This window comes from Microbacterium sp. EST19A (assembly GCF_019969685.1).
Lineage (GTDB): Bacteria > Actinomycetota > Actinomycetes > Actinomycetales > Microbacteriaceae > Microbacterium.
Window position 1 is genome coordinate 241,565 of sequence record NZ_JAHXYZ010000003.1, and the last position, 24,695, is coordinate 266,259.

24 protein-coding genes and 1 tRNA gene are annotated in these 24,695 nt (G+C 68.6%); 11 read left to right on the forward strand and 14 right to left on the reverse strand.

What is annotated here, in order from left to right; all coding sequences use genetic code 11:
* The first annotated feature begins 28 nt into the window (after positions 1-28).
* Positions 29-379, forward strand: coding sequence for a hypothetical protein (locus LC452_RS18880; RefSeq protein ID WP_223628145.1), 351 nt, complete (start codon positions 29-31; stop codon positions 377-379).
* A gap of 40 nt (positions 380-419) precedes the next feature.
* The gene (locus LC452_RS18885) at positions 420-1,112 is read left to right on the forward strand and encodes a DsbA family protein (protein WP_223628147.1); all 693 of its coding nucleotides are present in this window, start codon (positions 420-422) and stop codon (positions 1,110-1,112) included.
* On the opposite strand, the gene LC452_RS18890 is transcribed toward LC452_RS18885, so the two are convergent.
* Positions 1,109-1,603 (reverse strand): glutathione peroxidase, encoded by a 495-nt coding sequence (locus LC452_RS18890; protein ID WP_223628149.1) that lies wholly within the window; start codon positions 1,601-1,603, stop codon positions 1,109-1,111. The genes LC452_RS18885 and LC452_RS18890 overlap by 4 nt on opposite strands.
* 59 nt (positions 1,604-1,662) lie before the next feature.
* Here LC452_RS18890 and dusB point away from each other — a divergent pair, with 59 nt between their 5' ends.
* From dusB to LC452_RS18915, 5 genes are all read left to right on the forward strand, one after another.
* Positions 1,663-2,817 (forward strand): tRNA dihydrouridine synthase DusB, encoded by a 1,155-nt coding sequence (dusB, locus tag LC452_RS18895; RefSeq protein WP_223628151.1) that lies wholly within the window; start codon positions 1,663-1,665, stop codon positions 2,815-2,817.
* Complete coding sequence (locus tag LC452_RS18900; RefSeq protein WP_374197785.1) at positions 2,807-4,192, forward strand: deoxyguanosinetriphosphate triphosphohydrolase; 1,386 nt, start codon at positions 2,807-2,809, stop codon at positions 4,190-4,192. The genes dusB and LC452_RS18900 overlap by 11 nt, the downstream gene beginning before the upstream one ends.
* On the forward strand, positions 4,192-6,051 hold the full coding sequence (gene dnaG, locus LC452_RS18905; protein WP_223628155.1) for a DNA primase: 1,860 nt from the start codon (positions 4,192-4,194) through the stop codon (positions 6,049-6,051). The genes LC452_RS18900 and dnaG overlap by 1 nt, the downstream gene beginning before the upstream one ends.
* A 36-nt stretch (positions 6,052-6,087) precedes the next feature.
* Complete coding sequence (locus tag LC452_RS18910) at positions 6,088-6,861, forward strand: ATP-binding cassette domain-containing protein (protein ID WP_223628157.1); 774 nt, start codon at positions 6,088-6,090, stop codon at positions 6,859-6,861.
* Between the two features lie 97 nt (positions 6,862-6,958).
* Positions 6,959-7,034: transfer RNA gene (locus tag LC452_RS18915), tRNA-Asn, on the forward strand.
* Between the two features lie 43 nt (positions 7,035-7,077).
* On the opposite strand, the gene LC452_RS18920 is transcribed toward LC452_RS18915, so the two are convergent.
* From LC452_RS18920 to LC452_RS18930, 3 genes are all read right to left on the reverse strand, one after another.
* Entirely contained in the window at positions 7,078-7,971 is an 894-nt protein-coding gene (locus LC452_RS18920) for a dihydrodipicolinate synthase family protein (RefSeq protein WP_223628159.1), read from the reverse strand.
* Between the two features lie 80 nt (positions 7,972-8,051).
* On the reverse strand, positions 8,052-8,732 hold the full coding sequence (locus tag LC452_RS18925) for a cyclopropane-fatty-acyl-phospholipid synthase family protein (RefSeq protein WP_223628160.1): 681 nt from the start codon (positions 8,730-8,732) through the stop codon (positions 8,052-8,054).
* Positions 8,729-9,742 (reverse strand): NAD(P)/FAD-dependent oxidoreductase, encoded by a 1,014-nt coding sequence (locus tag LC452_RS18930; protein WP_223628162.1) that lies wholly within the window; start codon positions 9,740-9,742, stop codon positions 8,729-8,731. Before LC452_RS18930 ends, LC452_RS18925 begins: the two co-directional genes overlap by 4 nt.
* Positions 9,743-9,809: 67 nt before the next feature.
* On the opposite strand from LC452_RS18930, the gene LC452_RS18935 reads away from it, so the two are divergent.
* Positions 9,810-10,388 (forward strand): helix-turn-helix domain-containing protein, encoded by a 579-nt coding sequence (locus LC452_RS18935; protein ID WP_223628164.1) that lies wholly within the window; start codon positions 9,810-9,812, stop codon positions 10,386-10,388.
* A gap of 51 nt (positions 10,389-10,439) precedes the next feature.
* On the opposite strand, the gene LC452_RS18940 is transcribed toward LC452_RS18935, so the two are convergent.
* A complete protein-coding gene (locus LC452_RS18940) occupies positions 10,440-10,955 on the reverse strand; it encodes a septum formation family protein (protein ID WP_223628166.1) in 516 nt (171 codons plus the stop codon).
* 127 nt (positions 10,956-11,082) lie between these two features.
* Entirely contained in the window at positions 11,083-11,649 is a 567-nt protein-coding gene (gene def, locus LC452_RS18945) for a peptide deformylase (RefSeq protein WP_223628168.1), read from the reverse strand.
* Between the two features lie 43 nt (positions 11,650-11,692).
* Between def and LC452_RS18950 the strand changes: the two genes are divergently transcribed.
* Positions 11,693-12,697, forward strand: coding sequence for a DMT family transporter (locus LC452_RS18950; RefSeq protein ID WP_223628170.1), 1,005 nt, complete (start codon positions 11,693-11,695; stop codon positions 12,695-12,697).
* On the opposite strand, the gene pgl is transcribed toward LC452_RS18950, so the two are convergent.
* Genes pgl through tkt form a run of 6 tightly spaced genes read right to left on the reverse strand, consistent with a single transcriptional unit; the run spans position 12,691 to position 20,805 of the window.
* On the reverse strand, positions 12,691-13,470 hold the full coding sequence (pgl, locus tag LC452_RS18955; RefSeq protein WP_223628172.1) for a 6-phosphogluconolactonase: 780 nt from the start codon (positions 13,468-13,470) through the stop codon (positions 12,691-12,693). The two genes, LC452_RS18950 and pgl, sit on opposite strands and share 7 nt — an antisense overlap.
* Before the next feature lie 5 nt (positions 13,471-13,475).
* Entirely contained in the window at positions 13,476-14,411 is a 936-nt protein-coding gene (locus tag LC452_RS18960; protein WP_223628174.1) for a glucose-6-phosphate dehydrogenase assembly protein OpcA, read from the reverse strand.
* Entirely contained in the window at positions 14,408-15,958 is a 1,551-nt protein-coding gene (gene zwf, locus LC452_RS18965) for a glucose-6-phosphate dehydrogenase (RefSeq protein WP_223628175.1), read from the reverse strand. The genes LC452_RS18960 and zwf overlap by 4 nt, the downstream gene beginning before the upstream one ends.
* Positions 15,959-15,980: 22 nt before the next feature.
* Entirely contained in the window at positions 15,981-17,588 is a 1,608-nt protein-coding gene (locus tag LC452_RS18970; protein ID WP_223628177.1) for a glucose-6-phosphate isomerase, read from the reverse strand.
* Entirely contained in the window at positions 17,585-18,697 is a 1,113-nt protein-coding gene (tal, locus tag LC452_RS18975) for a transaldolase (RefSeq protein WP_223628179.1), read from the reverse strand. Before tal ends, LC452_RS18970 begins: the two co-directional genes overlap by 4 nt.
* A complete protein-coding gene (gene tkt / locus LC452_RS18980; protein WP_223628181.1) occupies positions 18,694-20,805 on the reverse strand; it encodes a transketolase in 2,112 nt (703 codons plus the stop codon). The genes tal and tkt overlap by 4 nt, the downstream gene beginning before the upstream one ends.
* A 262-nt stretch (positions 20,806-21,067) precedes the next feature.
* Between tkt and LC452_RS18985 the strand changes: the two genes are divergently transcribed.
* Complete coding sequence (locus LC452_RS18985) at positions 21,068-21,973, forward strand: heme o synthase (protein ID WP_223628198.1); 906 nt, start codon at positions 21,068-21,070, stop codon at positions 21,971-21,973.
* A 100-nt stretch (positions 21,974-22,073) separates the two neighbouring features.
* Here LC452_RS18985 and LC452_RS18990 read toward each other — a convergent pair whose 3' ends face one another.
* Complete coding sequence (locus tag LC452_RS18990) at positions 22,074-22,553, reverse strand: hypothetical protein (RefSeq protein ID WP_223628183.1); 480 nt, start codon at positions 22,551-22,553, stop codon at positions 22,074-22,076.
* A gap of 65 nt (positions 22,554-22,618) precedes the next feature.
* Positions 22,619-23,740: a heme A synthase gene (locus tag LC452_RS18995; RefSeq protein WP_223628185.1), complete on the reverse strand. Its 1,122-nt coding sequence runs from the start codon at positions 23,738-23,740 to the stop codon at positions 22,619-22,621.
* A gap of 234 nt (positions 23,741-23,974) precedes the next feature.
* On the opposite strand from LC452_RS18995, the gene sufB reads away from it, so the two are divergent.
* Positions 23,975-24,695 (forward strand): Fe-S cluster assembly protein SufB (gene sufB, locus LC452_RS19000; protein WP_223628186.1); only part of this gene is annotated, 721 nt, incomplete at its 3' end.

Consider the following 24,695-nt stretch of genomic DNA (forward strand, 5'->3'; position numbering starts at 1 on the left):
CGACGGAACTCTGCTCTATTGTCGGGAGATGCGGAGAATAGGGGCGACGATAGCCGGGTTCGGCGTCGGAGCGATCGGATTGACGGGCTGCGCCTTCGGCGACTACCTCGCGTACGCGCCCTGCGAAGGGTACTCCGAGGAGCTGGCACAGGTAATAGAGGAGACAGTCGGAGAACGGCCCACCGTCGGAGACATCTGGGCGGACGGCGCCAACAACCCTCTGTGCTGGCTCACCTTCACCTTGGAGCGGGATCTCACGTCCGGCGACCCAGAACGCGAGGAGATGAGCAATGCCATCGATGACCTTCGGGCGCAATGGCAGGACGATGTGCGTCTCGAGGTGATCTCAGGCTCGGGTGAGAGCTTCATCTTCGGGTGAACCCGGAATAGCTCACAGAACCATGGGGTTGGATGATGATGTGAGCGAACCCATCTCTATCGACATCTGGTCCGACATCGCCTGCCCGTGGTGCTACATCGGCAAGCGCAATCTGGAGAAGGGCCTCGAAGCCGTCTCCGCCGACGAGGATGCCCCCGAGGTCACCGTCACCTTCCACTCCTTCGAGCTGTCGCCCGACACCCCCGTCGACTTCGACGGCGATGAGATCGACTTCCTGGCCGGCCACAAGGGCATGCCGCGCACGCAGGTCGAGCAGATGCTGTCGAACGTCACCGGAGTCGCGGCGAACGCCGGCCTCGAGTACCGCTTCGACCTGCTGCAGCACACCAACACCGTCAAGGCGCACGAACTGCTGCATTTTGCGAAGGCGGAGGGCCTCCAGCACGAGCTCGAGGAGCGCCTCATGTCGGCGTACTTCACCGAGGGCAAGCACGTCGGTCGCATCGACGACCTCGTCGAGCTCGCGGTCGAGGTCGGCCTCGACGCCGATGGCGCTCGGCAGGCGCTCGAGAGCGAGCAGTACCTCCCCGCCGTCCGTCAGGACCAGGCGCAGGCTCAGGCCTACGGCATCCAGGGCGTGCCGTTCTTCGTCATCGACGGTCAGTACGGCATCTCCGGAGCGCAGCCTCCCGCGGCGTTCGAGAACGTTCTCCGCGATCTCTGGGCGAAGCGCGGAGAGACCGAGGACGAGACCGAGGCCGCCGCCGTCTAACGGGTCAGGGCCGCTTCGATCGCGCTGACGATCTCGGGGGCGTCCGGCTTCTGCTTCGGGCGGAAGCGCAGGACGTCCCCGTCCGGCAGCACCAGGAACTTCTCGAAGTTCCACTCGACGCGGCCGGCCTTGCCCCCGGCATCCGCCGTCTGCTTCAGCGCCTTGTAGAGGTCCGACGCGTTGCGGCCGTTCACCTTGACCTTGTCGTTGACGGGGAACGTCACGCCGTAGGTCGTCGAGCAGAACTCGAGGATCTCGTCGACGGAACCCGGCTCCTGACCGAAGAACTGGTTGCACGGGAACCCCACGACGCTGAAGCCGCGGTCGCCGTAGAGGCGCTGCAGTTCTTCCAGCTGCTCGTACTGCGGGGTGAGGCCGCACTTCGAGGCGACGTTCACCACGAGCACCACGTCGGCACCGAGATCATCGAGCGTCTTCTCGTTGCCCTGAGCATCGGTGAAGGGGATCGAACGGAGCGCAGAATCGGTCATATTCACAGCTTAGGTCGCCGCATCCGCAGCGGCTCCGCGTCTGGGAGAATAGAGGGGACATGACTCTCGCCACCGCCACAGCCCGCCCCCTTCGCATCGGTCCGATCGATCTCGACGTGCCGGTCGTCCTCGCACCCATGGCGGGGATCACGAACACGGCGTTCCGACGTCTGTGCCGCGAATACGGAGCCGGGCTGTACGTCAGCGAGATGATCACCTCGCGCGCCCTCGTCGAGCGCAACGAGACGACGATGCGCCTGATCCGGCATCACGAGTCGGAGACCCCGCGGTCGATCCAGCTCTACGGGGTCGACCCGAAGACGATCGCCGAGGCCGTGCGGATCATCGTCGCGGAAGACCATGCCGACCACATCGACCTGAACTTCGGCTGCCCGGTGCCGAAGGTCACCCGCCGAGGCGGGGGAGCAGCGTTCCCCTGGAAGTCGTCCCTCTTCGCCGCCATCGTCGATCAGGCCGTGAAGGCCGCGGGATCGATCCCGCTGACGGTCAAGATGCGCAAGGGCATCGACCGCGACCACCTGACGTTCCTCGACGCCGGCCGTGCCGCTGAGGACGCCGGGGCGGCCGCCGTCGCCCTGCACGCCCGCACCGCGAGCGAGTTCTACTCCGGTCACGCCGACTGGAACGCGATCGGCGAGCTCAAGCAGGCGGTCACCAGCATCCCCGTGCTGGGCAACGGCGACATCTGGTCTGCCGAAGACGCCGTGCGCATGATGCAGCAGACCGACTGCGACGGCGTCGTCGTGGGTCGCGGCTGCCTCGGGCGTCCCTGGCTCTTCGGAGAACTGGCCGCCGCCTTCGGTGCGGAGTCGCATCCGGTCGACGCGACGCTCGGATTCGTCGCGAACGCCTTCCGCCGGCACGCCCAGCTGCTCGTCGAGTTCTTCGACGACGAGGACCGCGGCTGCCGAGACATCCGCAAGCACGTCTCCTGGTACTTCAAGGGCTACCCGGTCGGCGGAGACATCCGCACCGGGCTCGCGACCTCGTCGAGCCTCGCCGAGATCGACGACCTGCTCGGCCTGCTCGACCACGCGGCTCCCTACCCGGGAGCGGATGCCGAGGGGCAGCGGGGTCGCTCCGGTCACCCGAAGCGACCGGCGCTGCCGGACAAGTGGCTCGAGTCGCGGGAGATCGAGTCGTCGGCTTCCGAGATGATGCGTGGAGCGGAGATCGAGAACAGTGGTGGCTGACTCGAACGATGGCGCGCGGACCGATGGTTACCACCCCCGCGACGCCGAGCGTTTCTTCGCGGAGACGCACCGATCGGAGCGCGACGACTTCGCCCGCGACCGCGCGAGGGTGCTGCATTCCGCCGCTCTCCGCCGCCTCGCCGCCAAGACACAGGTGCTCAGTCCCGCCAGCACGGCCGACTTCGCGCGCAATCGCCTGACGCACTCGCTCGAGGTGGCGCAGGTGGGCCGCGAGCTCGCCACGGCCCTCGGTGTCTCGGCCGACGTCGTCGACACGGCGTGCCTCAGCCACGACCTCGGGCATCCGCCGTTCGGTCACAACGGGGAGCGCGCGCTCAACGAATGGGCCGAGCACATCGGCGGGTTCGAGGGCAACGCGCAGTCCCTCCGCATCCTCACGAGGCTCGAGGCGAAGGTCCTGGACGACGACGACCACTCGGTCGGTCTCAACCTCACCCGGGCCAGCCTCGACGCGACCTGCAAGTACCCGTGGACAGTCGACAGTCCGGTCCCCGACCCGGGCGGACGGCTGAAGTTCGGCGTCTACCCCGAAGACGAGGCCGTGTTCCGATGGATGCGGGAAGGCGCTCCCGGACGGCTGCGCTGCATCGAGGCCGAGATCATGGACCTCTCCGATGACATCGCCTACTCCGTGCACGATTTCGAAGACGCGATCGTCAACGGCTACGTCGACGTCGCGCAGCTCGCCGACCCGCGCGGACACGATGCCCTCGTCGGCCGTATCCAGCAGTGGGTCGGATACGACTTCACCCGCGACGAGCTCGCTGACGCCCTCTACCGTCTGGCTTCGCAGTCGATGTGGCTCGCGTCGTTCGACCGCTCCCGTCAGGCGCTCGCGCGTCTGAAGAACCTGACCAGCGATCTGATCGGCCGTTTCGCCCGCGCCTCCGTGTCGGCAACGCGTGCAGCCTACGGCGGAAGCAACCTCGTGCGCTACAACGCCCACGTGGTCGTTCCCCGGGTCGTCGAGGCCGAGATCGCCGTGCTCAAGGGCATCATGGGTCAGGCGATCGTCACGATCGACGCGCGCAAGGGCGTGTACAAGGAGCAGCGTCGGGTGCTGAAGCGGCTCGCCGATTCGCTCTGGTCGACGGATGCCCTCTGGTCGGCGGGCGCCGACGTGCTCGAGCCCGCCTTCGCCGCGGACTTCGTCGCCGCCGTCGACGACGCCGAGCGCGCGCGGGTCGTGGTCGACCAGATCGCCAGCCTCACGGATCAGAGCGCGATCGACTGGCACAACCGCCTGGTGGGGGAGATCGACCCCGCCGAGGTTGGCATCTGGACGCCACGGCATGCCCGCGCCAGGGCGGGCGCGCACGCCGAGAGGCGGCCCGTCGCCGAAGGGGTGGGCTGATGCCCCGCATCCGGCAGGCCGACGTCGACGAGGTCAAGGCGCGCACCAATATCGCCGACATCGTCGGCGAGCGTGTCGCCCTGAAGTCGGCGGGTGTCGGATCCCTCAAGGGACTGTGCCCGTTCCATGACGAGAAGAGTCCGAGCTTCCACGTGCGGCAGCAGGTCGGCTATTACCACTGCTTCGGCTGCGGAGAGTCGGGTGACGTCTACTCGTTCCTCCGTGAGATGGACCACGTCAGCTTCACCGAGGCCGTCGAACGCCTGGCCGGCCGTATCGGCTACACGCTGCACTACGAAGACGGGGGAGCGGCTCCCGAGACCAGCGGACGCAGCCGTCTCTATGCGGCGAACACGGCGGCCGCGGAGTTCTTCCGTGCGCAGCTGCTGACTCCGGATGCCGAGGCCGGTCGGCGCTTCCTCGGCGAACGCGGCTTCGATGCCGGAGCTGCGGCGCACTTCGGCGTCGGCTTCGCACCGCGCGGCTGGGACGGGATGCTCAAGGCGCTCACCGCGCAGGGATTCACGCGGGACGAGCTCGTCACGTCGGGACTGGTCTCGACCGGCCAGCGCGGCGTCTACGACCGGTTCCGCGGCCGTCTGGTGTGGCCGATCCGCGACGTCTCCGGACAGACCATCGGCTTCGGCGCGCGCAAGCTCTTCGACGACGACCAGGGACCGAAGTACCTGAACACTCCGGAGACGCCGATCTACAAGAAGGCTCAGGTGCTCTACGGGCTCGACCTCGCCAAGCGCGACATCTCGCGGGGCGACCCTCGCCGGGTCGTCGTGGTGGAGGGGTACACCGACGTGATGGCCTGCCACCTCGCGGGGCTCACGACGGCGATCGCGACCTGCGGCACGGCCTTCGGCACCGAGCACATCAAGGTGCTGCGCCGCGTCATGGGCGACGACAACGCGTCGGGCGAGGTCGTCTTCACGTTCGACGGCGACGAGGCGGGACAGAAGGCGGCGCTCCGCGCGTTCACGGAGGACGACCGTTTCAACGCCCAGACGTTCGTCGCCGTCGCACCGGACAGCCTCGACCCGTGCGATCTGCGTCTGCAGCGCGGGGATGCCGCCGTGCGCGGCCTCATGGACGCCAAGGTCCCGATGTTCGAGTTCGCGATCGACCGCAAGCTCGGCGGCTTCGACCTCTCCACCGTCGAGGGTCGCGTCGGAGCGCTCCGTGCTGCGGCGCCGATCGTCGCGGAGATCCGCGACCAGCTCCTCCGCCCCGGTTACGAGCGAGTGCTGGCGCGCCGCCTCGGCATGGACCCGACCGAGGTGCGCCACGAGGTCGAGCGCGCCGCGCGTGGCGCCTCGCACCAACCGGCTGCTCGTCGCGAGACCCCCGCGGTCGATCCGGCGACCGGTGCCGCGTCCGTCGCGCCGGTGACCCTCGCGAGTCTGCCGCGCACTGCCGACGTCGCGGTCGAACGCGACGCGCTCATGGGCGCGCTGCAGTACGGGCACCAGGTGGATCAGACACTCCTGAACCGTGCGCTCGGCGCTCCGTTCCGCACGCCCGGCCTCGACGCCGTGCGCGAGGCCGTCGCGGCCGCTCCGGATCGCACACGCGCGGGGTGGGTGACGGATGCCGTGAACAGCGTGCGCGAGCCGTATCGCTCTCTGGCGGGGGAGCTGCTGATGACGCCGTTCCCGGCCAAGAACGAGGAGGGTGCGCTGACCTCGGCGACGGACCTCGCACGTCGGCTCATCCTCCGTCAGCTGGAGCGCGAGAAGCAGGAGCTGCTCGGTGCGGTGCAGCGCGTTCCCGCAGAGTCCGACGGCGGCAGAGCCCTGCGCGTGCGCCTGCGAGACATCGATGCGGAGCGTCAGCGGTTCGCCGAGTCGTAACGCGGGCGGCGGGTCTGCAGAGGGCAGGATAGAGACATGTCCCGCCGGCCGGAATCCTCGAACGCGATCGACTGCTCGGATCTGGTGATCGACCGGATCGGGCACGGCTCGCCCACTCGCGCCGTCGACGGTGTCACCTTCTCTCTCGCGCCGGGCGAACTCATCTGCGTCGCAGGCCCGACCGGATCCGGCAAGTCCACTCTGGTCGCCGCTCTTGCCGGGTCCACCGACCCGTCCGTGCGCGTCGTGGGGGGAAGCGCCGTGGTCTGCGGGGTCGACGTGCGCAGGCCCGGTCGGAAGCACCGCATCCTCACCTACCGCACCGGCTTCGTCCCACAGGGCGCCGGCGCCGATCTGCCGCCCCGCCTCACCGTCAACGAGGTGATCGCCGAGCCGATCCTGGTCCGTGAGCGCCGGGTCAACACCAAGGCCCTCTCGATCCGTGTCGCGACGCTGCTCGACGAACTGCACCTCCCGCTCGGCACAGCCGCGAAGTTCCCGTACGAGCTGAGTGCGGGTATGCGTCAGCGCGTGGCCATCGCCCGGTCGTTCATCCTGGAGCCGAAGGTGCTCATCGCCGACGAGGTGCTCGCGAACCTCGACCTGGAGGTGCGCCCGGTCGTGTTCGATGCGATCACCCGCCGCCGCAAGGAGGAGTCGATGGCCGCTCTTCTCGTGACCAACGACGCGGCGTTCATCCGCGAGCTGAACGCCGAGACACTGATGCTGCGCGGCGGTCACGTGGTCGCGCGCGGGGTCGGCAAGGACCTGCTCTGGGTGCCCAACGCGGAGTCGGATTCGCGTCACTGATCACGACACGCCCGACCCGCGCTGACCCCGCCCCGGTGTCACGAGTGCGGTCCGGAGTTTGCTAAGCTTGTCGAGTTGCCCGCGCAGCGGAGCACATTCCTCGGTAGCTCAATTGGCAGAGCAGCCGGCTGTTAACCGGCAGGTTCTTGGTTCGAGTCCAAGCCGGGGAGCCAATAGAAGGCCCGGAACTCAGGCGAGTTCCGGGCCTTTTCCTTTTCAGCCGCGAAGTCCGAGTCGGTCCGTGATCTCGGCGACCTTCGTACGCCCCTGCAGGTTCAGAGCCTGGACCGGACGCGGAAGCGAGTTCGGGGCCACCAGGTCGAGGTGCTCGGCGATCGCGGCCGTCACCCGGTAGCTCCCGTACTCGGCGAACAGGTCCCACAGGGGCTGCAGGCGCATCGATTCCGCGGTCGCCGCCGCGTGGTCACCGCTCTGCGCCGCGCGGGTGATGGTCAGTGCCGGGACGGGCAGCGTGCCGCCGATGGCCGAATACCAGGCATCGCACCCGGCGTTCAGCCCGGTCGCCGCGAGACAGTCGCCGGAGACGCCGATGCTCACGGTGCTCGGGATCCGCCCGCGGATCGCCTGCACTCGTGCGGCGGCGATCTGCGGATCCGACGGCACGCCGGGGATCTTGATCGAGGCGACGTGCGGCAGCGTCGCGATCCGCCCGTAGAGGTCGTCGGTGAAGGTGACGTGCGTCGTGCCGGGGTTGTCGTAGACGACGAGCGGCACCGAGAGCCCGGCGGTGACGTCCTCGAACAAGGCGAACACCTCGTCGTCCGTGAGCGCCTGATACGTCACCGGCGCGAGCAGCACGGCGCTCGCGCCGGCATCCTGCGCATCGTCGGCGAGTCGCTGCACCTCGGAGGTGCGCAGGGCTCCGACGCCGACCATGACCGGCACATCGCCCGCCAGGGTGACCGCTGCGCGTGCGACACGGCGGCGCTCCTCGCGGTCCAGGTACATGTACGAGCCCGTCGAACCGAGCGCGGTGAGCGAATCCACACCGGCCGCGACGAGACGTTCGATCAGACGTGCGTACGAAGCCTCGTCGAACGAGTCGTCCCGCAGGGGCGTCAGGGGGAAGGCGCTCAGGCCGGTGAACATCGGTGATCTCCTCTCGTGGCGCCGGTCCGGACGCCGAAGGGTCGTCGTGCGCGCTCAGTGAGGATAGCGCAGCCGCCTGCTCACGCGTCTGGGCCTGGTCCGCGTCGTACGCGCAACACGGCATCGACGAGAGTGACGGCTGACCCGTCACGCCAGACCGCGGGTCTCTCGACCAGCGCGTTCGTCTCGGTGACCCAGTCGGCGGCGAGGTGGAGCGACGCGAGAACCTTTCCCGGCGTCGGCAGCGGGGGACCATTTTGCTCGTGGTGGCTGAGCTTCGACCCAGGCGGCACGGCTCCATGACCCACGACGAGAAGCCTGCCGCCAGGGGCGACCGCCATGGCTGCACGGCGCAGCACCTCCTCGCGCGGGAGCTCGACGGGGGAGTGCAGGAACGCGGTCGTCACGAGGTCGAACTCCGCCGACGGCCGCCAGGTCGCGAGGTCGGCCTGGATCCATCGGATCCGCTCGGAGAGGCCTGCGCGCTCGGCTTCGGCGGCGCCCACGGCGAGGGCCGTGGAGGAGATGTCGATCGCTGTCACGGACCACCCCTGCTCCGCGAGCCAGAGCGCGTCTCCACCTTCGCCGCAGCCGAGCTCGAGAGCTGTTCCCGGGCGGAGGCCGCTGACTTCCCGCTGCACGGCCTCGTTGACGCGCCCGCTCCACACCTGACCGTGCTCGCCGCGCGTGGATCGGTAGCGATCCTCCCAGAACTCGGCAGGATCGACAGGCGGCTCGGTCCGATGACTCTCGTGGCTCACGAGGTCACCACCGCTGCCGCGACGCGCTCGGCCGCTGCGGCCACGTCGAGAGCCACGAGCTCACCGTTGATCGCGAGCGCGGCGGTGGCACCGGAGCCCATGGCGAGCGGCACGAGCGCCGCGGGGCTGGCGGAGTTGCCCACAGCCCAGACGCCGTCGATGCTCGTCCTGCCGAAGGCGTCGACGACGGTCCACGGGCCGAAATGCGAGTCGGCGCGCTCCGCACCGAGCTGTCGCAGCGGCTCGTCGAGCGCGACGAGCGCAGGCTCGGCGAAGACGACCTCGACCGGCACGGTCGTCCCGTCTTCCAGACCGAATCCCGTGAGGCGATCGGCATCCGCGATCACCTGCGTCACCGACCGTGTCTCGACGCGCATGCCCCGTGCTTCGAGGACGAGCCGCTCCTCGTCGGGGATGGGGCCGGCGAGAGCCGTGAAGACGGTGATGTCGTCGGAGTAGGACCGCAGCATGTGCGCCTTGTGGAGTCCTGGGACAGACGTCGCGAGGACGCCGATGGCACGACCCGTCGCCTCGTATCCGTCACAGTAGGGGCAGGCGACGACACCGCGGCCCCACTGCTCCGCGAGTCCGGGGATCTCGGGCAGCGCATCCCGCGCTCCCGTGGCGACGATGAGACGACGCGCCGTGGCCCGCTCACCGGACTCGATCACGACCTCGAACCCGTCGTCGATCGCACGGGTCGTCGCGACGCGGGCATCGACGATGACACCCTCGACCGCGCGGACTTCTCGGTATCCGTCGGCGACGAGGTCGAGCGGCGAGTAGCCGTCGCGGCTCAGGACCCCGTGCATGTGGGGTGCGAACCTGTTGCGCGGCTGACGTGCGTCGAGGACCAGCACGCGGCGACGTGCCCTCGCGAGGATGAGCGCGGCACTCAGGCCGGCGGAGCCTCCGCCGATGATGATGACGTCCCAGTGCTCGTCGGAGATCGTCGGACGCGCGGGGGCGAGAGAGTCGGATGCGGGGGAGGGAGCAGTTCGATCGGTCATGTCACCACTCTGCGCAGCTGATACGCTTTCGGCAAATATCGATGCCGAAACAGCAACAGGAGCGCACATGTCCGATCATTCGCTCGCCCTCATCGGTCCCCGGCTCAAGAGCTGGAGGGAGAAGCGGAGCATGACCCTGGTCGAGCTCTCCGCGCTCACCGACATCTCGCCGAGCACTCTGTCGCGGTTGGAGGCAGGGAAGAGAGCGCCGAACCTCGAGTTGCTGGTGCCGATCGCGCGCGCACTCGACATCGGCCTCGACGACGTCGTGCCGCGCGCCGTGCCCGATCCGCGCGTGTCACGGACGACGAGAGAGGTCGAGGGGATCCGCTATGAGTCCCTCTCGCCGGCGTCGAGTCCTGTGCAGACCTTCAAGGTCACGTTCCCCCCGCACCCGGCGGGCATCACCGCGGTGCCGCAGCCGAAGGTGCACGACGGTCAGGAGTGGCTCTACGTCATATCCGGACGACTCCGACTCGTCCTGGGAGATCAGGACGTCACGCTCGGTCCCGGAGAGGCCGCGGAGTTCGACACGCGCGTGCCGCACTGGCTCTCGTCCGCAGGCCCAGGGCCGACGGAGGTCGTGTCGATCTTCAGCAGGGAAGGCAAGCGCATCCACCTGCGCGCACGGCCGACAGCCCGATGAAGCAGAGATGGCCCCGCCGTTCGGCGGGGCCATCTCCGGAATGCTGGTGGATCAGCGTGCTGCACCCTGCAGGGATCCGGTGGTCTGGCCGGCGGGATCCACGATCAGGCACTGGACGACGCGGTCGTTGTTCTGCTCCCACGACTCCTTGGTCGGGGTCAGAGTCGTGACGTCGAGCGCGGAATCCGCGTATGCGACGCCGACGAAGGTCGTGTACGCGTCGCCGATGCATCCCTGCGATGCGGTGTCGATCGCCTCATCCGAGAAGTCGCCGTCGTCCATCTTGATCTCGTAGAAGACCTCGAGATCGTGAGGCTCATCGCACGGCAGGACGTTCGCGTCGGTGAGCGTGCCCGAACCGGTGTCCGCCATGCAGTCGCCGAGCTTCACGGAGAAGACGTCGATGTTCGCGCTCTCGGTGACCTGACCGGTCTCCTCGTCGCGGTCGGCGTCGCCGGAACCGCTGCCGAGAATGTCGTTGATGGCACTACAGCCGCTGAGGGCGAGGGAAAGCGCCACCGCCGTTCCTGCCAGCACCAGAGCGCGTCGATTGCGCAGTTTCATCATGATCTTGTCCCCTCCAGAACGTCCCGTGTGTACGCAGTGCCGGTATTCCGCACGCGTCGATCCACGCTATCCGTCCTGGAGTCTGTGATGCAACTCCAAGGATCCTGTGACTGCGCTGGGAGCGGGGTCAGCCTTCGAGGTCGTCGACGCCGGGCATCCAACTGACTCCGGCACGCCCCCAGCCGCGCTTGCGCGCGATCTTCTGAACGGTCTTCCAGTCGCCGTCCGAGAGGCGGTCGACGTACAGGACGCCGTCGAGGTGATCGAACTCGTGCTGCATGATCCGCGCGCGCCAGCCGTCGACGTCGATCGTCACCGGACGGCCCTCCAGATCGGTCGCCGTGAGGCGCACGCGCTCCGAGCGGCGCAAGGGGAAACGCTCGCCGGGGAAGGAGAGACAGCCCTCCGACTCGAGGTCGGGATCGGGATCGCCGGGCTCGATCGGAGCGATCCACAGCTCCGGATTGATGAGCACGCCGCGCCACGGCTGGTCGTCGTCGTCCACATACGCGTAGGTGTAGATGCGCAACGGGACACCGACCTGAGGTGCGGCGAGCCCGACGCCGGGAGCGGCATCCATCGTCTCGAACATGTCGGCGACGAGTGCGCGGATGTCGTCCGTGATCTCTTCGACAGGAGAGGCGGGGGAGTGAAGCACGGGGTCGCCCATGATGCGAATCGGAAGTACAGCCACGTCACAACCCTACTGTGCAGGGTGCGGCAGGTAGGGTCGTAGTGTGAGCGTTGGGGTATGGGCAAACACCGCAGAAGAGGTCGGCGATCAGCTCGTCGGCGCCTTCCAGAACCCGGGACTCCTGCTCGGCATCCCGCTCGCACTCGCGGGCGCCGTGTTCATGTCGCTCGGCGCGCAGTACCAGCACCGCGGCGTCGAGAAGGTCGAACGCCTCAGCGGGGCGGACGGCGCGTCCGGGCTCTCCTTCAGCCAGATCAAGGCGCTGCTGACCCGGCCGTCCTGGATCGCAGGGACGCTCATGCTCGGGCTGGCCATCGTGTGCCAGCTCGCCGCGCTCGTGAAGGCTCCGCTCATCGTGGTGCAGCCGCTCGGCGCGATCGCTCTCGTCATCACGACGCTCTTGAACGCCCGCATCTCCGGTCACTCGCCGACCCGCAAATCGATCACGGCGATCATCTTCTGCGTCGGCGGAATCTTCCTCTTCGTGTTCTTCGCCGCGATATACGCGACGGAGAAGGAGGTCACCGAACGCGAGCTCTTCGTCATCCTGGCATTGCTGCTCGTGGTGATCATCGTGCTCGGCGCCTGCTGGCTGATCCTCCGTCGCCGCATGCGCGCACTGTTCTACGTCATCGGCGCCGGCATCCTCTACGGATTCGTCGCCACGCTGGCGAAGGTCGTCATCAAGCGCATCGAGGCGGGGCAGTTCGAGTGGATCACCGCGATCTGCGTGCTGGCGCTCCTCGCGGCCGCGGCCGTCGGTGCGTACTTCGTGCAGACCGCCTACAGCTCGGGTCCGCCCGACCTGGTGATCGCCGGCCTGACCGTCGTCGATCCGCTGATCGCCGTGCTCATCGGCATGATCGTGCTCGGCGAGGCGGCAGCCGCACCGTGGTGGGTGCTCATCATCTTCGGCTTTGCCGGAGCGATCGCGGTCTGGGGCGTCGTCAACCTGGCGCGCTACCATCCGCAGGTGCTCAGCGACAGCCAGGAACTGCCGATCGCGCGCGGCAGTGACTCCTCGTCGTCGAGCGACGACCTTCAGTAGGCCTGGTCGATCAGGTCGGGGGAGACCTCGGACGCCGCCGCCTCGTCGACGAAGAACACCGTGCGCTTGCGACCCTTCGCGCCGGCGGCCGGCACGCTCGTGTAGCTCGCACCGGCGAGAGCGAGCCCGAGAGCGGACGCCTTGTCCGCTCCGGTCAGCACGAGCCAGACCCGCTTCGAGGAATTGAGCACCGGACGCGTCAGGGTCACTCGCTCAGGCGGAGGCTTGGGGGAGTTGCGCACGGGCAGAGCCGCGGCATCCGTCACGGTGACCTCGTCCCGATCCGGGAACAGAGAGGCGATGTGACCGTCGGGGCCGACCCCGAGGTAGCAGACGGCGAACGACGGCCAGGGGTGCTCGTCGGTGCCGAAGCGGGCGAGCTCGGCGGCGTACGCCGCGGCCGCCTCGTCGAGGGTGATCCCGCTGTCGGAACCGGCGACTTCGTGCACGTTCTCCGCGGGGACGGGAATGTGATCGAGCAGCGCCTGGCGTGACTGCACGGCGTTGCGGTCGGCGTCATCACGCGGGACGAATCGCTCATCGCCCCACCAGAAGTGCACGAGCGACCAGTCGATGCTGTTCACCCGCGGATCGGCCGCGGCCTGACTCAGCACCGCTCCGCCCATCGAACCGCCGGTGAGGGCGATGTGCGCGATCCGGCCGTTCTTCGTGCGCGCGCGAACACGCGTGAGGAATCGGTCGGCGACCCGGGCGGCGAGAGCGGCAGGCGTGGCTTCCACCACGACCCGCTTCTCTGCGGACGATACCTGCATCGACTTCACTCTCCAGTCTCGGGCGGACCCAGCTTCTCCCAGCCCTCGGTGATCACTCGACCGTACAGGACATCAGGGTCGAGGCGTCGCAGCTCCTCCGCGAGGCACTCGCGCAGCGTGCGGCGCGGCAGGTGCAGATCATGGTTCGGCTGATCCGGCTGCGTCAGCACCGCGACGCCCGGCGTCGGGCGCTCCAGAGTGATGTCGCCGGCTTCACGAGTGAGGCGCACCGACTTGATGCCCTCCTGCCAGTGCTCGGGATCCTCGTACGACCAGCGCACCGGAACCTCCAGCGCCATCTGCAGCCAGGCGGCCAGCAGCGCGGTCGACGGGGAGGCGGCCGCTCCGCGCACCTCGACGGCGGTGATGGACTCGTACGGCGGCTGGTCGAGCACGGCGGCGAGCTGCTCGCGCCAGTGCGTCAGGCGGGTCCAGGCGAGGTCGGTGTCGCCGGGCGCGTGCGTGCGGCCGAGCAGCGCGAGCCGATCGCGCACGTCGGGTGCCGTCGCGGCATCCGTGATCCGTCGCTGCGCGATCTTTCCGAGCGGCGACGTCGCCGGCGATTCCGGGGCCTCCTCGGGCCACCAGGCGACCACGGGCGCATCGGGCAAGAGAAGGCCCGTGAGCAGGCTCTCCTCATTGCTGGCGGCGTCTCCGAACGCACGGAGCACGACGACCTCGCTGGCGCCGGCGTCGCCGCCGACGCGGATCTGCGCGTCGAGGCGGGAGTCTCCCTCGCCGGTGGTGAGCACGATCACCCGCATGGGGTGCTCGCGCGACGCGTCGTTCGCGGCGTCGATGGCGGCTTCGGCGACGCCGTTGCGCGCCGAGATGACCAGCGTCAGCACGCGGCCGAGGGCGACGGCGCCGCCCTCTTCGCGCACCTTGACGAGCTGCTTCGCGACCTGGCTGACGGTCGTGTCGGGAAGGTCGATGATCACGGTCGTCTCCAGACTCGTCCGTCGCGGGCCAGCAGGTCGTCGGCGGCTGCCGGTCCCCACGAGCCGGGCGCGTACTGCTCCACCGGGCCGCCGACGGCCGCCCAGAACTTCTCGACAGGGTCGAGGATCTTCCAGGAGAGCTCGACCTCCTCGTGCCGCGGGAACAGCGGCGGATCGCCCAGCAGGACGTCGAGGATCAGACGCTCGTACGCCTCGGGGCTGGCCTCGGTGAACGCGTGGCCGTAGCCGAAGTCCATCGTGACGTCGCGCACGTTCGAGCCGCTGCCCGGCACCTTGGAGCCGAAGCGGATCGTGACGCCCTCGTCGGGCTGCACGCGGATGACGAGCGCGTTCTGTCCGAGCTCGGAGGCGTTGCCCCGCCCGAAGAGGTGCTGCGGCGCGCGGTTGAAGACCACGGCGATCTCGGTGACGCGGCGGCCGAGGCGCTTGCCGGTCCGCAGGTAGAACGGCACACCCGACCAGCGGCGCGTGTCGATCTCGAGCTTGATCGCCGCGTAGGTCTCGGTCGTGGAGTCGGGGTTCATCCCGTCCTCGTCGAGGAAGCCCGTGACCTTCTCGCCGCCCTGCCATCCGCCGGCGTACTGACCGCGGGCGGTCGCCTGGGAGAGGTCCTCCGGCACGTGGACCGCCGCGAGGACCTTCTCCTTCTCGGCGCGCAGATGCTCGGCGGAGAGGCTGATGGGCTCCTCCATCGCCGTGAGCGCGAGCAGCTGGAGCAGGTGGTTCTGGATCACGTCTCGGGCCGCGCCGATGCCGTCGTAGTAGCCGGCACGGCCGCCCACGCCGATGTCCTCGGCCATCGTGATCTGCACGTGGTCGACGTAGTTGCGGTTCCAGATCGGCTCGTACAGCTCGTTGGCGAAACGGAGCGCCAGGATGTTCTGCACCGTCTCCTTGCCGAGGTAGTGGTCGATGCGGAAGATCGAGTCGGCGGGGAACGCCACCTCGAGCGCCGCGTTGAGGGCGCGGGCGGACTCGAGGTCGTGTCCGAACGGCTTCTCGATGACCACACGGCGCCAGTGCTCGTCGTCGTCGGCATCCTCCCCGACGAGCCCCGAGTCCTTCAGCTGTTTCGCGACGAGCGGGAAGTCCTTCGGCGGAATCGACAGGTAGTAGGCGTGATTGCCCATCGTGCCGCGTTCCACGTCGAGCGTCTCGACCGTCTCGCGGAGCTTGCGGAACGAGTCGGGATTGTCGAACTCTCCCGAGACGAACCGGATACCCTGCAGCAGCTGCGTCCAGGTCTCCTCGCGGAACGGCGTGCGCGCGTGCTCCTTGACGGCGTCGTAGACGACCTGCGCGAAGTCCTGGTCCTCCCAGTCGCGACGGGCGAACCCGACGAGGGCGAACCCGGGCGGCAGCAGACCGCGGTTCGCGAGGTCGTAGACGGCGGGCATCAGCTTCTTGCGTGACAGATCGCCGGTGACCCCGAAGATCACGAGGGCGCTGGGCCCCGCGATCCGGTTGAGGCGACGATCATCGGGGTCACGCAGCGGGTTGTGCCCGCGCGAGATGGGAACAGACATCGGTGGGGGATTCTCCTGCTGTCTACTTCTGTGCGGCTTCGAAGAGGGCGAGCACGTCGTCGGACGACTCGGTGATGGTCAGCGAGACCACCGGGCGGCCGTGCTCCGCGAGGACGTTGGCGTCGCCCGCGGCCTGCGCCTGGATGAGCTGACCGAACGTGAACGGACGATCCGGGATCTCGAGATCGACGTCGGTGCGCTCCAGGATCTGCAGGAACACGCCCTGGGCCGGTCCGCCCTTGTGGTACTGACCGGTCGAGTGCAGGAACCGCGGTCCCCAGCCGAACGTCGTCGGGCGTCCGGAGTCGGCCGCGACGAGCTCGCGCAGGCCCTGGAGCTGCGGGACCTCGAGGCGGTTGACGTAGGCCTGGATCGACACGTAGCCGTCGGCGGGAAGCTGCGCCCAGAGCGCGTCGAGCACGCCTTCGACGGTGCCGGATGCGGCGAGAGCCGGGTCGGACACGCGCACCTCGACGCCGTTCTCGGTGAACGCCGGCTCCGTGGGCTCCGGACGGGCATCGAGAAGGCCGCGGGCGGCGATCTTCGCGGACTCGACATCGGGCTGGTCGAACGGGTTGATGCGCAGCAGGTGACCTGCGATCGCCGTGGCGTACTCCCAGACGATCATCTGCGCGCCGAGGGTGCCGCTGACGAGGATCTCGCCGGGGTGGCGCTCGTGCAGGTGGAACTCGTTGGCGTCGTCGACCAGGCGGACGATCTGCAGGTCGGCGGGCTTCGAGTCGAGCTCGGGGGAGACGGGCAGCAGGACCACCGGAAGGATGCCGGTGCCGTTCTTGCCGGTCGATTCCGCGATGAGCTGCTCGATCCAGTCCGGCAGGCCGTTGATGTGCGTGCCGTCGGTGATCAGGCCGAGCTTGTCGCGACGCGGGTTGGTCGCCGCGATCGCCGCGCCAAGGCGCAGAGCGGGGTTGTCGGCCGAATCGACGGCGACCTCGAGCAGCGAGGCCTCGGCCTCGTTCAGGAGCTCGTCGATGTCGACGCCCGCGAGGCCGGACGGCACGAGGCCGAAGGCGGTGAGGGCGGAGTAGCGTCCGCCGACGTTCGGGTCGGCGTTGAAGACACGGTAGCCCGCCTCGCGCGCGGAGGCGTCGAGCGGAGAGCCCGGGTCGGTGACGACGACGATGCGCTCGGTGGGATCGATCCCGAGATCGCGGAAGGCGGCCTCGAACGTGCGACGCTGCGAATCGGTCTCGACGGTCGAGCCGGACTTCGACGACACCACGAGCACGGTGTCGGCGAGACCCTCGTCGAGGGCGGCGAGCACCTGGCCGGGAGCCGTGGAGTCGAGGATCGTGAGCGGCACTCCGGCGGTCTGCGCGATGACCTCGGGGGCGAGCGACGAACCGCCCATGCCGGCGAGCACGACCCGCGAGACGCCTTTCGCCTGGAGCTCGGAACGGAGCGCCGTGATCTCGGCGACCAGCGGACGGGAAATCGAGACGGCCTCGACCCAGCCGAGGCGGACCGCGGCCTCGGCCTCGGCGTCGGCACCCCAGAGGGTCGCGTCGCCGTTGGTGATGCGCGAGGCGATCAGGTCGTGGACGAGGCTCGGCACCGTCTCGTCGATCGCTGCGCGAGCGGCTCCCGAGGTGTGGATGGAGAATGTCATCGCTGGGCCTCCAGGCCTTCGGCGACCTGGGTGAGCAGGTCGTGCCAGGAGTCGATGAACTTCGCGACGCCCTCGTCTTCGAGCACCTGGGTGACGTCGTCGAAGTCGATGCCGACCTCGGCGAGACCGGCGAACACGGCGCGGGCGTCGTCGTAACCGCCGGTGATCGTGTCGCCGGTGACGACGCCGTGGTCGAACGTCGCCTCGAGGGTCTTCTCGGGCATCGTGTTCACGACGCCCGGGGCGACGAGCTCAGTGACGTACAGCGTGTCGGGCAGTGCCGGGTCCTTGACACCGGTCGAGGCCCACAGCGGACGCTGCAGGTTCGCTCCGGCATCCCGCAGCGCCTTGGCGCGGTCGCCTGCGAAGGTCTGCTCGAACAGCTCGTAAGCGAGACGCGCGTTGGCGAGGCCGGCCTTGCTCTTGAGTGCTTCGGCCGCATCCGTGCCGATCGCCGACAGGCGCTTGTCGGTCTCGGTGTCGACGCGTGACACGAAGAACGACGCGACGGACTCGATCGTGGACAGGTCGATCCCGGCGGCCTTGGCCGTCTCGAGGCCGGTGAGGTACGCGTCGATGACGGCGGCGTAGCGCTCGAGGCTGAAGATCAGGGTGACGTTGACGCTGATGCCGGCGCCGATGGCTTCGGCGATGGCGGGCAGGCCGGCCTTCGTCGCGGGGATCTTGACCAGCAGGTTCGGACGGTCGATCTTCGCCCACAGCTCCTTGGCCTGCGCGACGGTGCCGTCGGTGTCGTGCGCGAGGTCGGGGGAGACCTCGATCGACACGCGGCCGTCGACGTGGCCCGACTGCTCCCACACGGGGCGGAACACGTCGAGAGCGGCCGTGACGTCCTGCGTGGTGGCGGCGAACACGGCCTCCTCGGCGCTGGCACCCGACGCGGCGAGCTCGGTGACCTGCGCGTCGTAGGAGGTGTTGCTCTTGTCGGTGATCGCGTTCGCGAAGATCGTCGGGTTCGTGGTGACACCCACGACGTTGCGCGACTCGATCAGCTCGGCGAGGTTGCCCGAGGAGATGCGGGTGCGGGACAGGTCGTCGAGCCAGATGCTGACACCTGCGGCGGCGAGCTGTGCGGTGGGGGTGCTCATGCGTTCTCCTTGGTGCTGTTTGCGGCGATGGTCTCGCGTGCGGCCGCGATGACGGCCTCGGTGGTGATGCCGAACTTCTCGAACAGGGTCTTGTAGTCGGCGGAGGCGCCGAAGTGGTCGATGCCGACCGAACGGCCGCGGTCGCCCACGATCCCACGCCAGCTGAGCACAGAGCCCGCCTCGACCGAGACGCGAGCCGTGACGGATGCCGGGAGCACGCTCTCGCGGTACTCGGCATCCTGCTCGTCGAACCACTCCAGCGACGGGGCGGAGACGACGCGCACGTTCACGCCGTCGGCAGCGAGCGCCTCGCGGGCGTCGACCGCCAGCTGCACCTCGGAACCGGTCGCGATGATGATGACGTCGGGGGTGCCGTTCGGCGCCTCGGCGAGCACATACGCGCCCTTGACCGCGCCGGAGGCGGCGGCGAACTCGTCGCCGGATGCCGCGCCCTCACCGCGCTCGAACACCGGGATGTTCTGGCGGGTCAGGGCGATGCCGGTCGGGCCGGCCTGACGGCGGAGGATCTCGAGCCACGTGACGGACGTCTCGTTGGCGTCCGCGGGGCGTACGACCGAGAAGTTCGGGATGGCGCGCAGCGTGGCGAGCTGCTCGATCGGCTGGTGGGTCGGGCCGTCTTCACCGAGCGCGACGGAGTCATGCGTCCAGACGAAGATGCTCGGGATGTTCATCAGCGCGGCGAGACGCACCGACGGGCGCATGTAGTCGCTGAAGATCAGGAACGTGCCGCCGAACGGGCGGGTCGGACCGTGCAGCACGATGCCGTTGACGATCGCGCCCATCGCGTGCTCGCGGATGCCGAAGTGGAGCACTCGGCCGTACGGGTTGCCGGACCACTCGTGGGTCGACCACTCGGCGGGGATGAAGGACGCGGCGCCCTTGATCGTGGTGAGGTTCGACTCGGCGAGGTCGGCGGAGCCGCCCCACAGCTCGGGGAGCTCGGCGGCGAGGGCGTTGATGACCTGACCGGATGCCGCGCGGGTCGAGACCTCCTTGCCGCTCTCGAACACCGGGAGGGCGTCGTCGATACCCGTCGGCAGCTCTCCGGCCTCGAGGCGGTCGAGCAGGGTCTTGCGCTCGGGGTTCGCCGCGGCCCAGGCGTCGAACGACTCCTGCCAGGCCGCGCGCTCTTCGGCGGCCCGCGCCGCGAGACCGCGGGTGTGCGCGAGGACGTCGTCGGCGACGGCGAAGTTCTGCTCGGGGTCGAAGCCGAGCACCTTCTTCGTCGCGGCGAGCTCGTCGGCGCCGAGGGCGGAGCCGTGGATCTTGCCGGAGTTCTGCTTGCCGGGCGACGGCCAGCCGATGATCGTCTTGAGGATGATGAGCGACGGCTTCGCGGTCTCGCCCTTCGCGGCCTCGATCGCGGTGTAGAGCTCGGCGACGTCCTCGACGTACTGGCCGGTCTTCTTCCAGTCGACGACCTGCACGTGCCAGCCGTAGGCCTCGTAGCGCTTCGCGACGTCTTCCGTGAAGGCGACGTTGGTGTCGTCCTCGATCGAGATCTGGTTCGAGTCGTAGATCGCGATGAGGTTGCCGAGCTGCTGGTGACCGGCCAGCGAGGACGCCTCGCTGGTCACGCCCTCCTGCAGGTCGCCGTCACCGGCGATCACGTAGACGAAGTGGTCGAACGGGCTGGTGCCGGCCGCGGCATCCGGGTCGAACAGACCGCGCTCGTAACGGGAGGCGTACGCGAAGCCCACGGCGGAGGAGAGTCCCTGTCCGAGCGGGCCGGTCGTGATCTCGACGCCCTTGGTGTGACCGTACTCCGGGTGTCCCGGGGTCAGCGAGCCCCACGTGCGGAGAGCCTTGAGGTCGTCGAGCTCGAGACCGAAGCCGCCGAGGTACAGCTCGACGTACTGCGTGAGGGAGGAGTGGCCCGCCGAGAGGATGAATCGGTCGCGGCCGAGCCAGTCGACATCGGTCGGGTCGTGACGGAGCACGCGCTGGTAGAGGAGATACGCGGCAGGAGCCAGGCTCATCGCGGTACCGGGGTGGCCGTTGCCGACCTTCTCCACAGCATCCGCCGCCAGGATCCGCGCGGTGTCCACCGCGCGCCGATCGATCTCATCCCACTGCAATTCCGACACGGTGAAGCCCTTCTTCCACAGTTCGAGAGCACCCGGAGAGCAGAATCGCGGTCCGCATCGCTACGGAAGAGTGTGATGAGCGCCGGGCGCGCGAGTCTTCTCAGCATAACGCCGCAGGGTTCGCCATTAGTCCCGATTACGGCTCGTCGAGTCGTAAGGGGAAGCACTGCGAGACCGTCCGCGGCGGTGGCTGCATGCGGCTGTGCCATAGACTGGAAGGGCTGTCGTGACGCGTGCGGAGGAGGCGATCGAGATCTCGACGATGTCTGATCAGACCGTTGTGGGGAAGTCCCTCGGTCGTACCCTGAAGGCGTACGTCGCCCTCACCAAGCCGCGCGTCCTCGAACTGCTCCTGGTGTCGACCGTTCCGGTGATGTTCCTCGCCCAGGGTAGACTCCCGAACCTGTGGCTCGTGCTCGCCACGGTCATCGGCGGGTCGCTGAGCGCCGGTTCGGCGGCCGCGTTCAACATGTACCTCGATCGCGACATCGACGCGCACATGCACCGCACCGAGAAGCGGCCTCTCGTCACGGGCGAGGTCAGCCCGCGCGGCGCGCTGATCTTCTCGTGGACGCTCGCGATCACGTCGACCGTCTGGCTGTGGCTCACCACGAACTGGCTGGCCGCGACGCTGTCGGCCGTCGCCATCTTCTTCTACGTCGTGATCTACACGATGATCCTCAAGCGCCGCACCGAGCAGAACATCATCTGGGGCGGTATCGCCGGATGCTTCCCGGTGCTCATCGGCTGGTCGGCCGTCACCGGTTCTCTCGACTGGCCGGCGTTCATCCTCTTCCTGCTCGTCTTCCTCTGGACGCCGCCGCACTACTGGCCGCTGTCGATGAAGTACAAGGGCGACTATGAAGACGTCGACGTGCCGATGCTGGGCGTCACACGCAACGCCTCGCAGGTCGGGCTCCAGGTCATCCTGTACGCGTGGGCGACCGTGGCCTGCTCGCTGCTGCTCGTGCCGATCGCGAACATGGGCCTCGTCTACACCGTCTCGGCTCTCGTCTTCGGCGGATGGTTCATCTACGAGTCGCACCGCCTCTACAACCGCGCCGTGCACGGCACCGAGGCCCGGCCGATGCGCGTGTTCCACGCATCGATCACCTACCTGACGCTGATCTTCGTCGCCGTCGCGCTCGATCCGCTGCTGCCGTTCTGAGGCTCGCCGTTCTGGACGACGGCGGTTCGGCCTGATTCGCCGTGTCGCGGAGACGACGAAGCGGCGCCGATCGCTCGACGCCGCTCCGGGAGTTCTCTGATCAGCGCGTGACGGCCGGTGCCGTCTCGTCGGCGTCCTTCGGCGCGTCGACATCCTTCGCGATGTCGGCATCCTTCTCGACAGCGGCGTCCGCAGCGAGATCTGCGGGCTCCGCGTCGACGACGACGGGCTCCGCTTCGGCCGCCGGTGCGGTCTCGGTCGCGACGGAGGTCTCGGCCGGTTCGGTCGTCCAGTCGATCGCCTCGACGACCGCCGGGGCGGGCGCGGGGACGAGCGATCGCGCGGCGACGAGTCCGAGAGTCAGCAGGATGCCGATGATCCCCGCGGCGAGCACGCCGGCGCCCACGACGACGAGCGACTGCCCGACGTAGACCTCGACGCCGGTGGCCGTGCCATCGAGCAGCGTGGTCGTCATCGTGCCGATCTGGCCGGAGATGAGCCAGGCGCCGACTGCCGTCGTGGCGAGGGACACGACCAGGAGGAGCCAGAATCCGATGCTTCGTGTGAGTGACTTGTTCATACGGGCCACGATCCCCGACGCGCTGATGAGACGCCGATGTGCAACCTATGGACAGCCTGTGCGAATCACTCCGCGGAGGTCACCGGACGCTTCAGGTGCAGCACGACGACCGTGTAGGTGGCGGCCGACAGCGACGCGAGCACCATGTGGATGCCGACGAGCAGGGGAGGGAGACCCTCTCGGGCCTGCAGCACGCCGACGCCGACCTGCACCGCGATCGCGATGACCAGCACGAGCAGCCAGCGCCGCGGCTCCAGGCGGAGCGTCCACGCCGCGATCGTCAGCACGAGGACGAGCCCGGCGAGGATGTACCCGGGCCATGAGTGCACGTGCGCCAGGATCGTCGCGTCGAAGCCGTGCCGGAACACGTCGGCATCGCCGGAGTGCGGTCCCGAGCCCGTGGTCAGCACCCCGAACACGATCGTGACCGCGAGGGCGAGGCCCGTGACGTGGCTGATCGCGGCGAACCATCCGGGGACCGCACGCTCACGCGGGCCGGGCACGGCGTACATGCGCACGAGGAACGCCGCCGTCACGCAGACCAGCAGCAGGGACGAGGTGTAGTGGAACCCGACGATGAACGGGTTGAGCCCCGTGAGCACGGTGATGCCGCCGACGAATGCCTGCGCGACCACCCCGACCAGCGTGATCCAGGAGAGCAGGATGAGATCACGACGCTCGGTGGCCGTGCGCACGGAGTAGACGGCAGCGGCGATGACGACCAGCAGCAGCACGGCGGCGGCGACAGGGAAGGCCAGGTCCTTGTCGAGCGGGCGGGCGATCGCGTACGCCGCGACCGCGGCCACGATCCCGCCGCCGGCGAACCAGAGCGACGAGACCAGTGCGCGCCGGCCGCCGATGCGCTGCAGCACGAGCAGCACGACCGCGATCGCGATGATCCCGACCACGCCGGTCATCATCCGGTTGCCGAACTCGATGATCCCGTGGATCCCCTGCTCCGGCGTCGGCACGAGCGATTCGGGCGTGCACAGCGGCCATTCCGAGCATCCGAGGCCCGAACCGGTGAGCCGCACGGCGCCGCCCGTCCCGATGATGATGGTCTCGGTGATGAACGACAGCCAGGCGAGGATCGGGAGCGCGCGTCCCCAGCCGACGCGTCGCAGCGCCGTGGTGGCCGGTCCGCCGCCGGTTCTCGCGGTGGCGGCGGGGATCTTCGTGTCGGGCATGGGTCCTCCGGACCGGGGCTGACTCGGCGGGCACGGCCCGGTTGTCAGGCGAAACCTGTAGAATCGGATTGTTGCGATGAGCGCTGACAGCGCTGAAGCATCGACAACAGTTTAGGCGCGAAGAATGCGCCGGTGATGAGGGCCCACCAACGGCACACACTCCCGCAGACTCGACGGGGATCACGTGTGCCGGGGCGGATGACACCGTTTGGGACCTGTTGAGGAGAGTGTGAGATGTCGGATGTTCTGATCGACCGCCCGGAGCTGGACAGCCTGGGGGTGTACGAGTTCGGCTGGCACGATGAAGATGCGGCCGGAGCCATTGCGAAACGCGGAATCTCCGAAGATGTCGTCCGCGGCATCTCGGCTCTCAAGCACGAACCCGAATGGATGCTGAAGGCCCGTCTCAAGGGGTACCAGCTCTTCGGCAAGAAGCCGATGCCGACCTGGGGCGCCGACCTCAGCGAGATCGACTTCGACAACATCAAGTACTTCGTCCGTTCGACGGAGAAGCAGGCGCAGTCCTGGGAGGACCTGCCTGTCGAGATCCGCGAGACGTACGAGCGCCTCGGCATCCCCGAGGCCGAGCGCCAGCGGCTCGTCGCCGGCGTCGCCGCGCAGTACGAGTCCGAGGTCGTCTACCACCAGATCCGCGAGGACCTGGAGCAGCAGGGCGTCATCTTCATGGACACCGACACGGCCCTGCGCGAGCACCCCGAGTTCTTCGAGGAGTACTTCGGCACGGTCATCCCGGCCGGCGACAACAAGTTCGCCGCTCTCAACACCGCCGTGTGGTCGGGCGGCTCCTTCGTCTACGTCCCCAAGGGGGTGCACGTCGAGATCCCGCTGCAGGCGTACTTCCGCATCAACACCGAGAACATGGGCCAGTTCGAGCGGACGCTGATCATCGCGGACGAAGACAGCTACATCCACTACATCGAGGGCTGCACGGCCC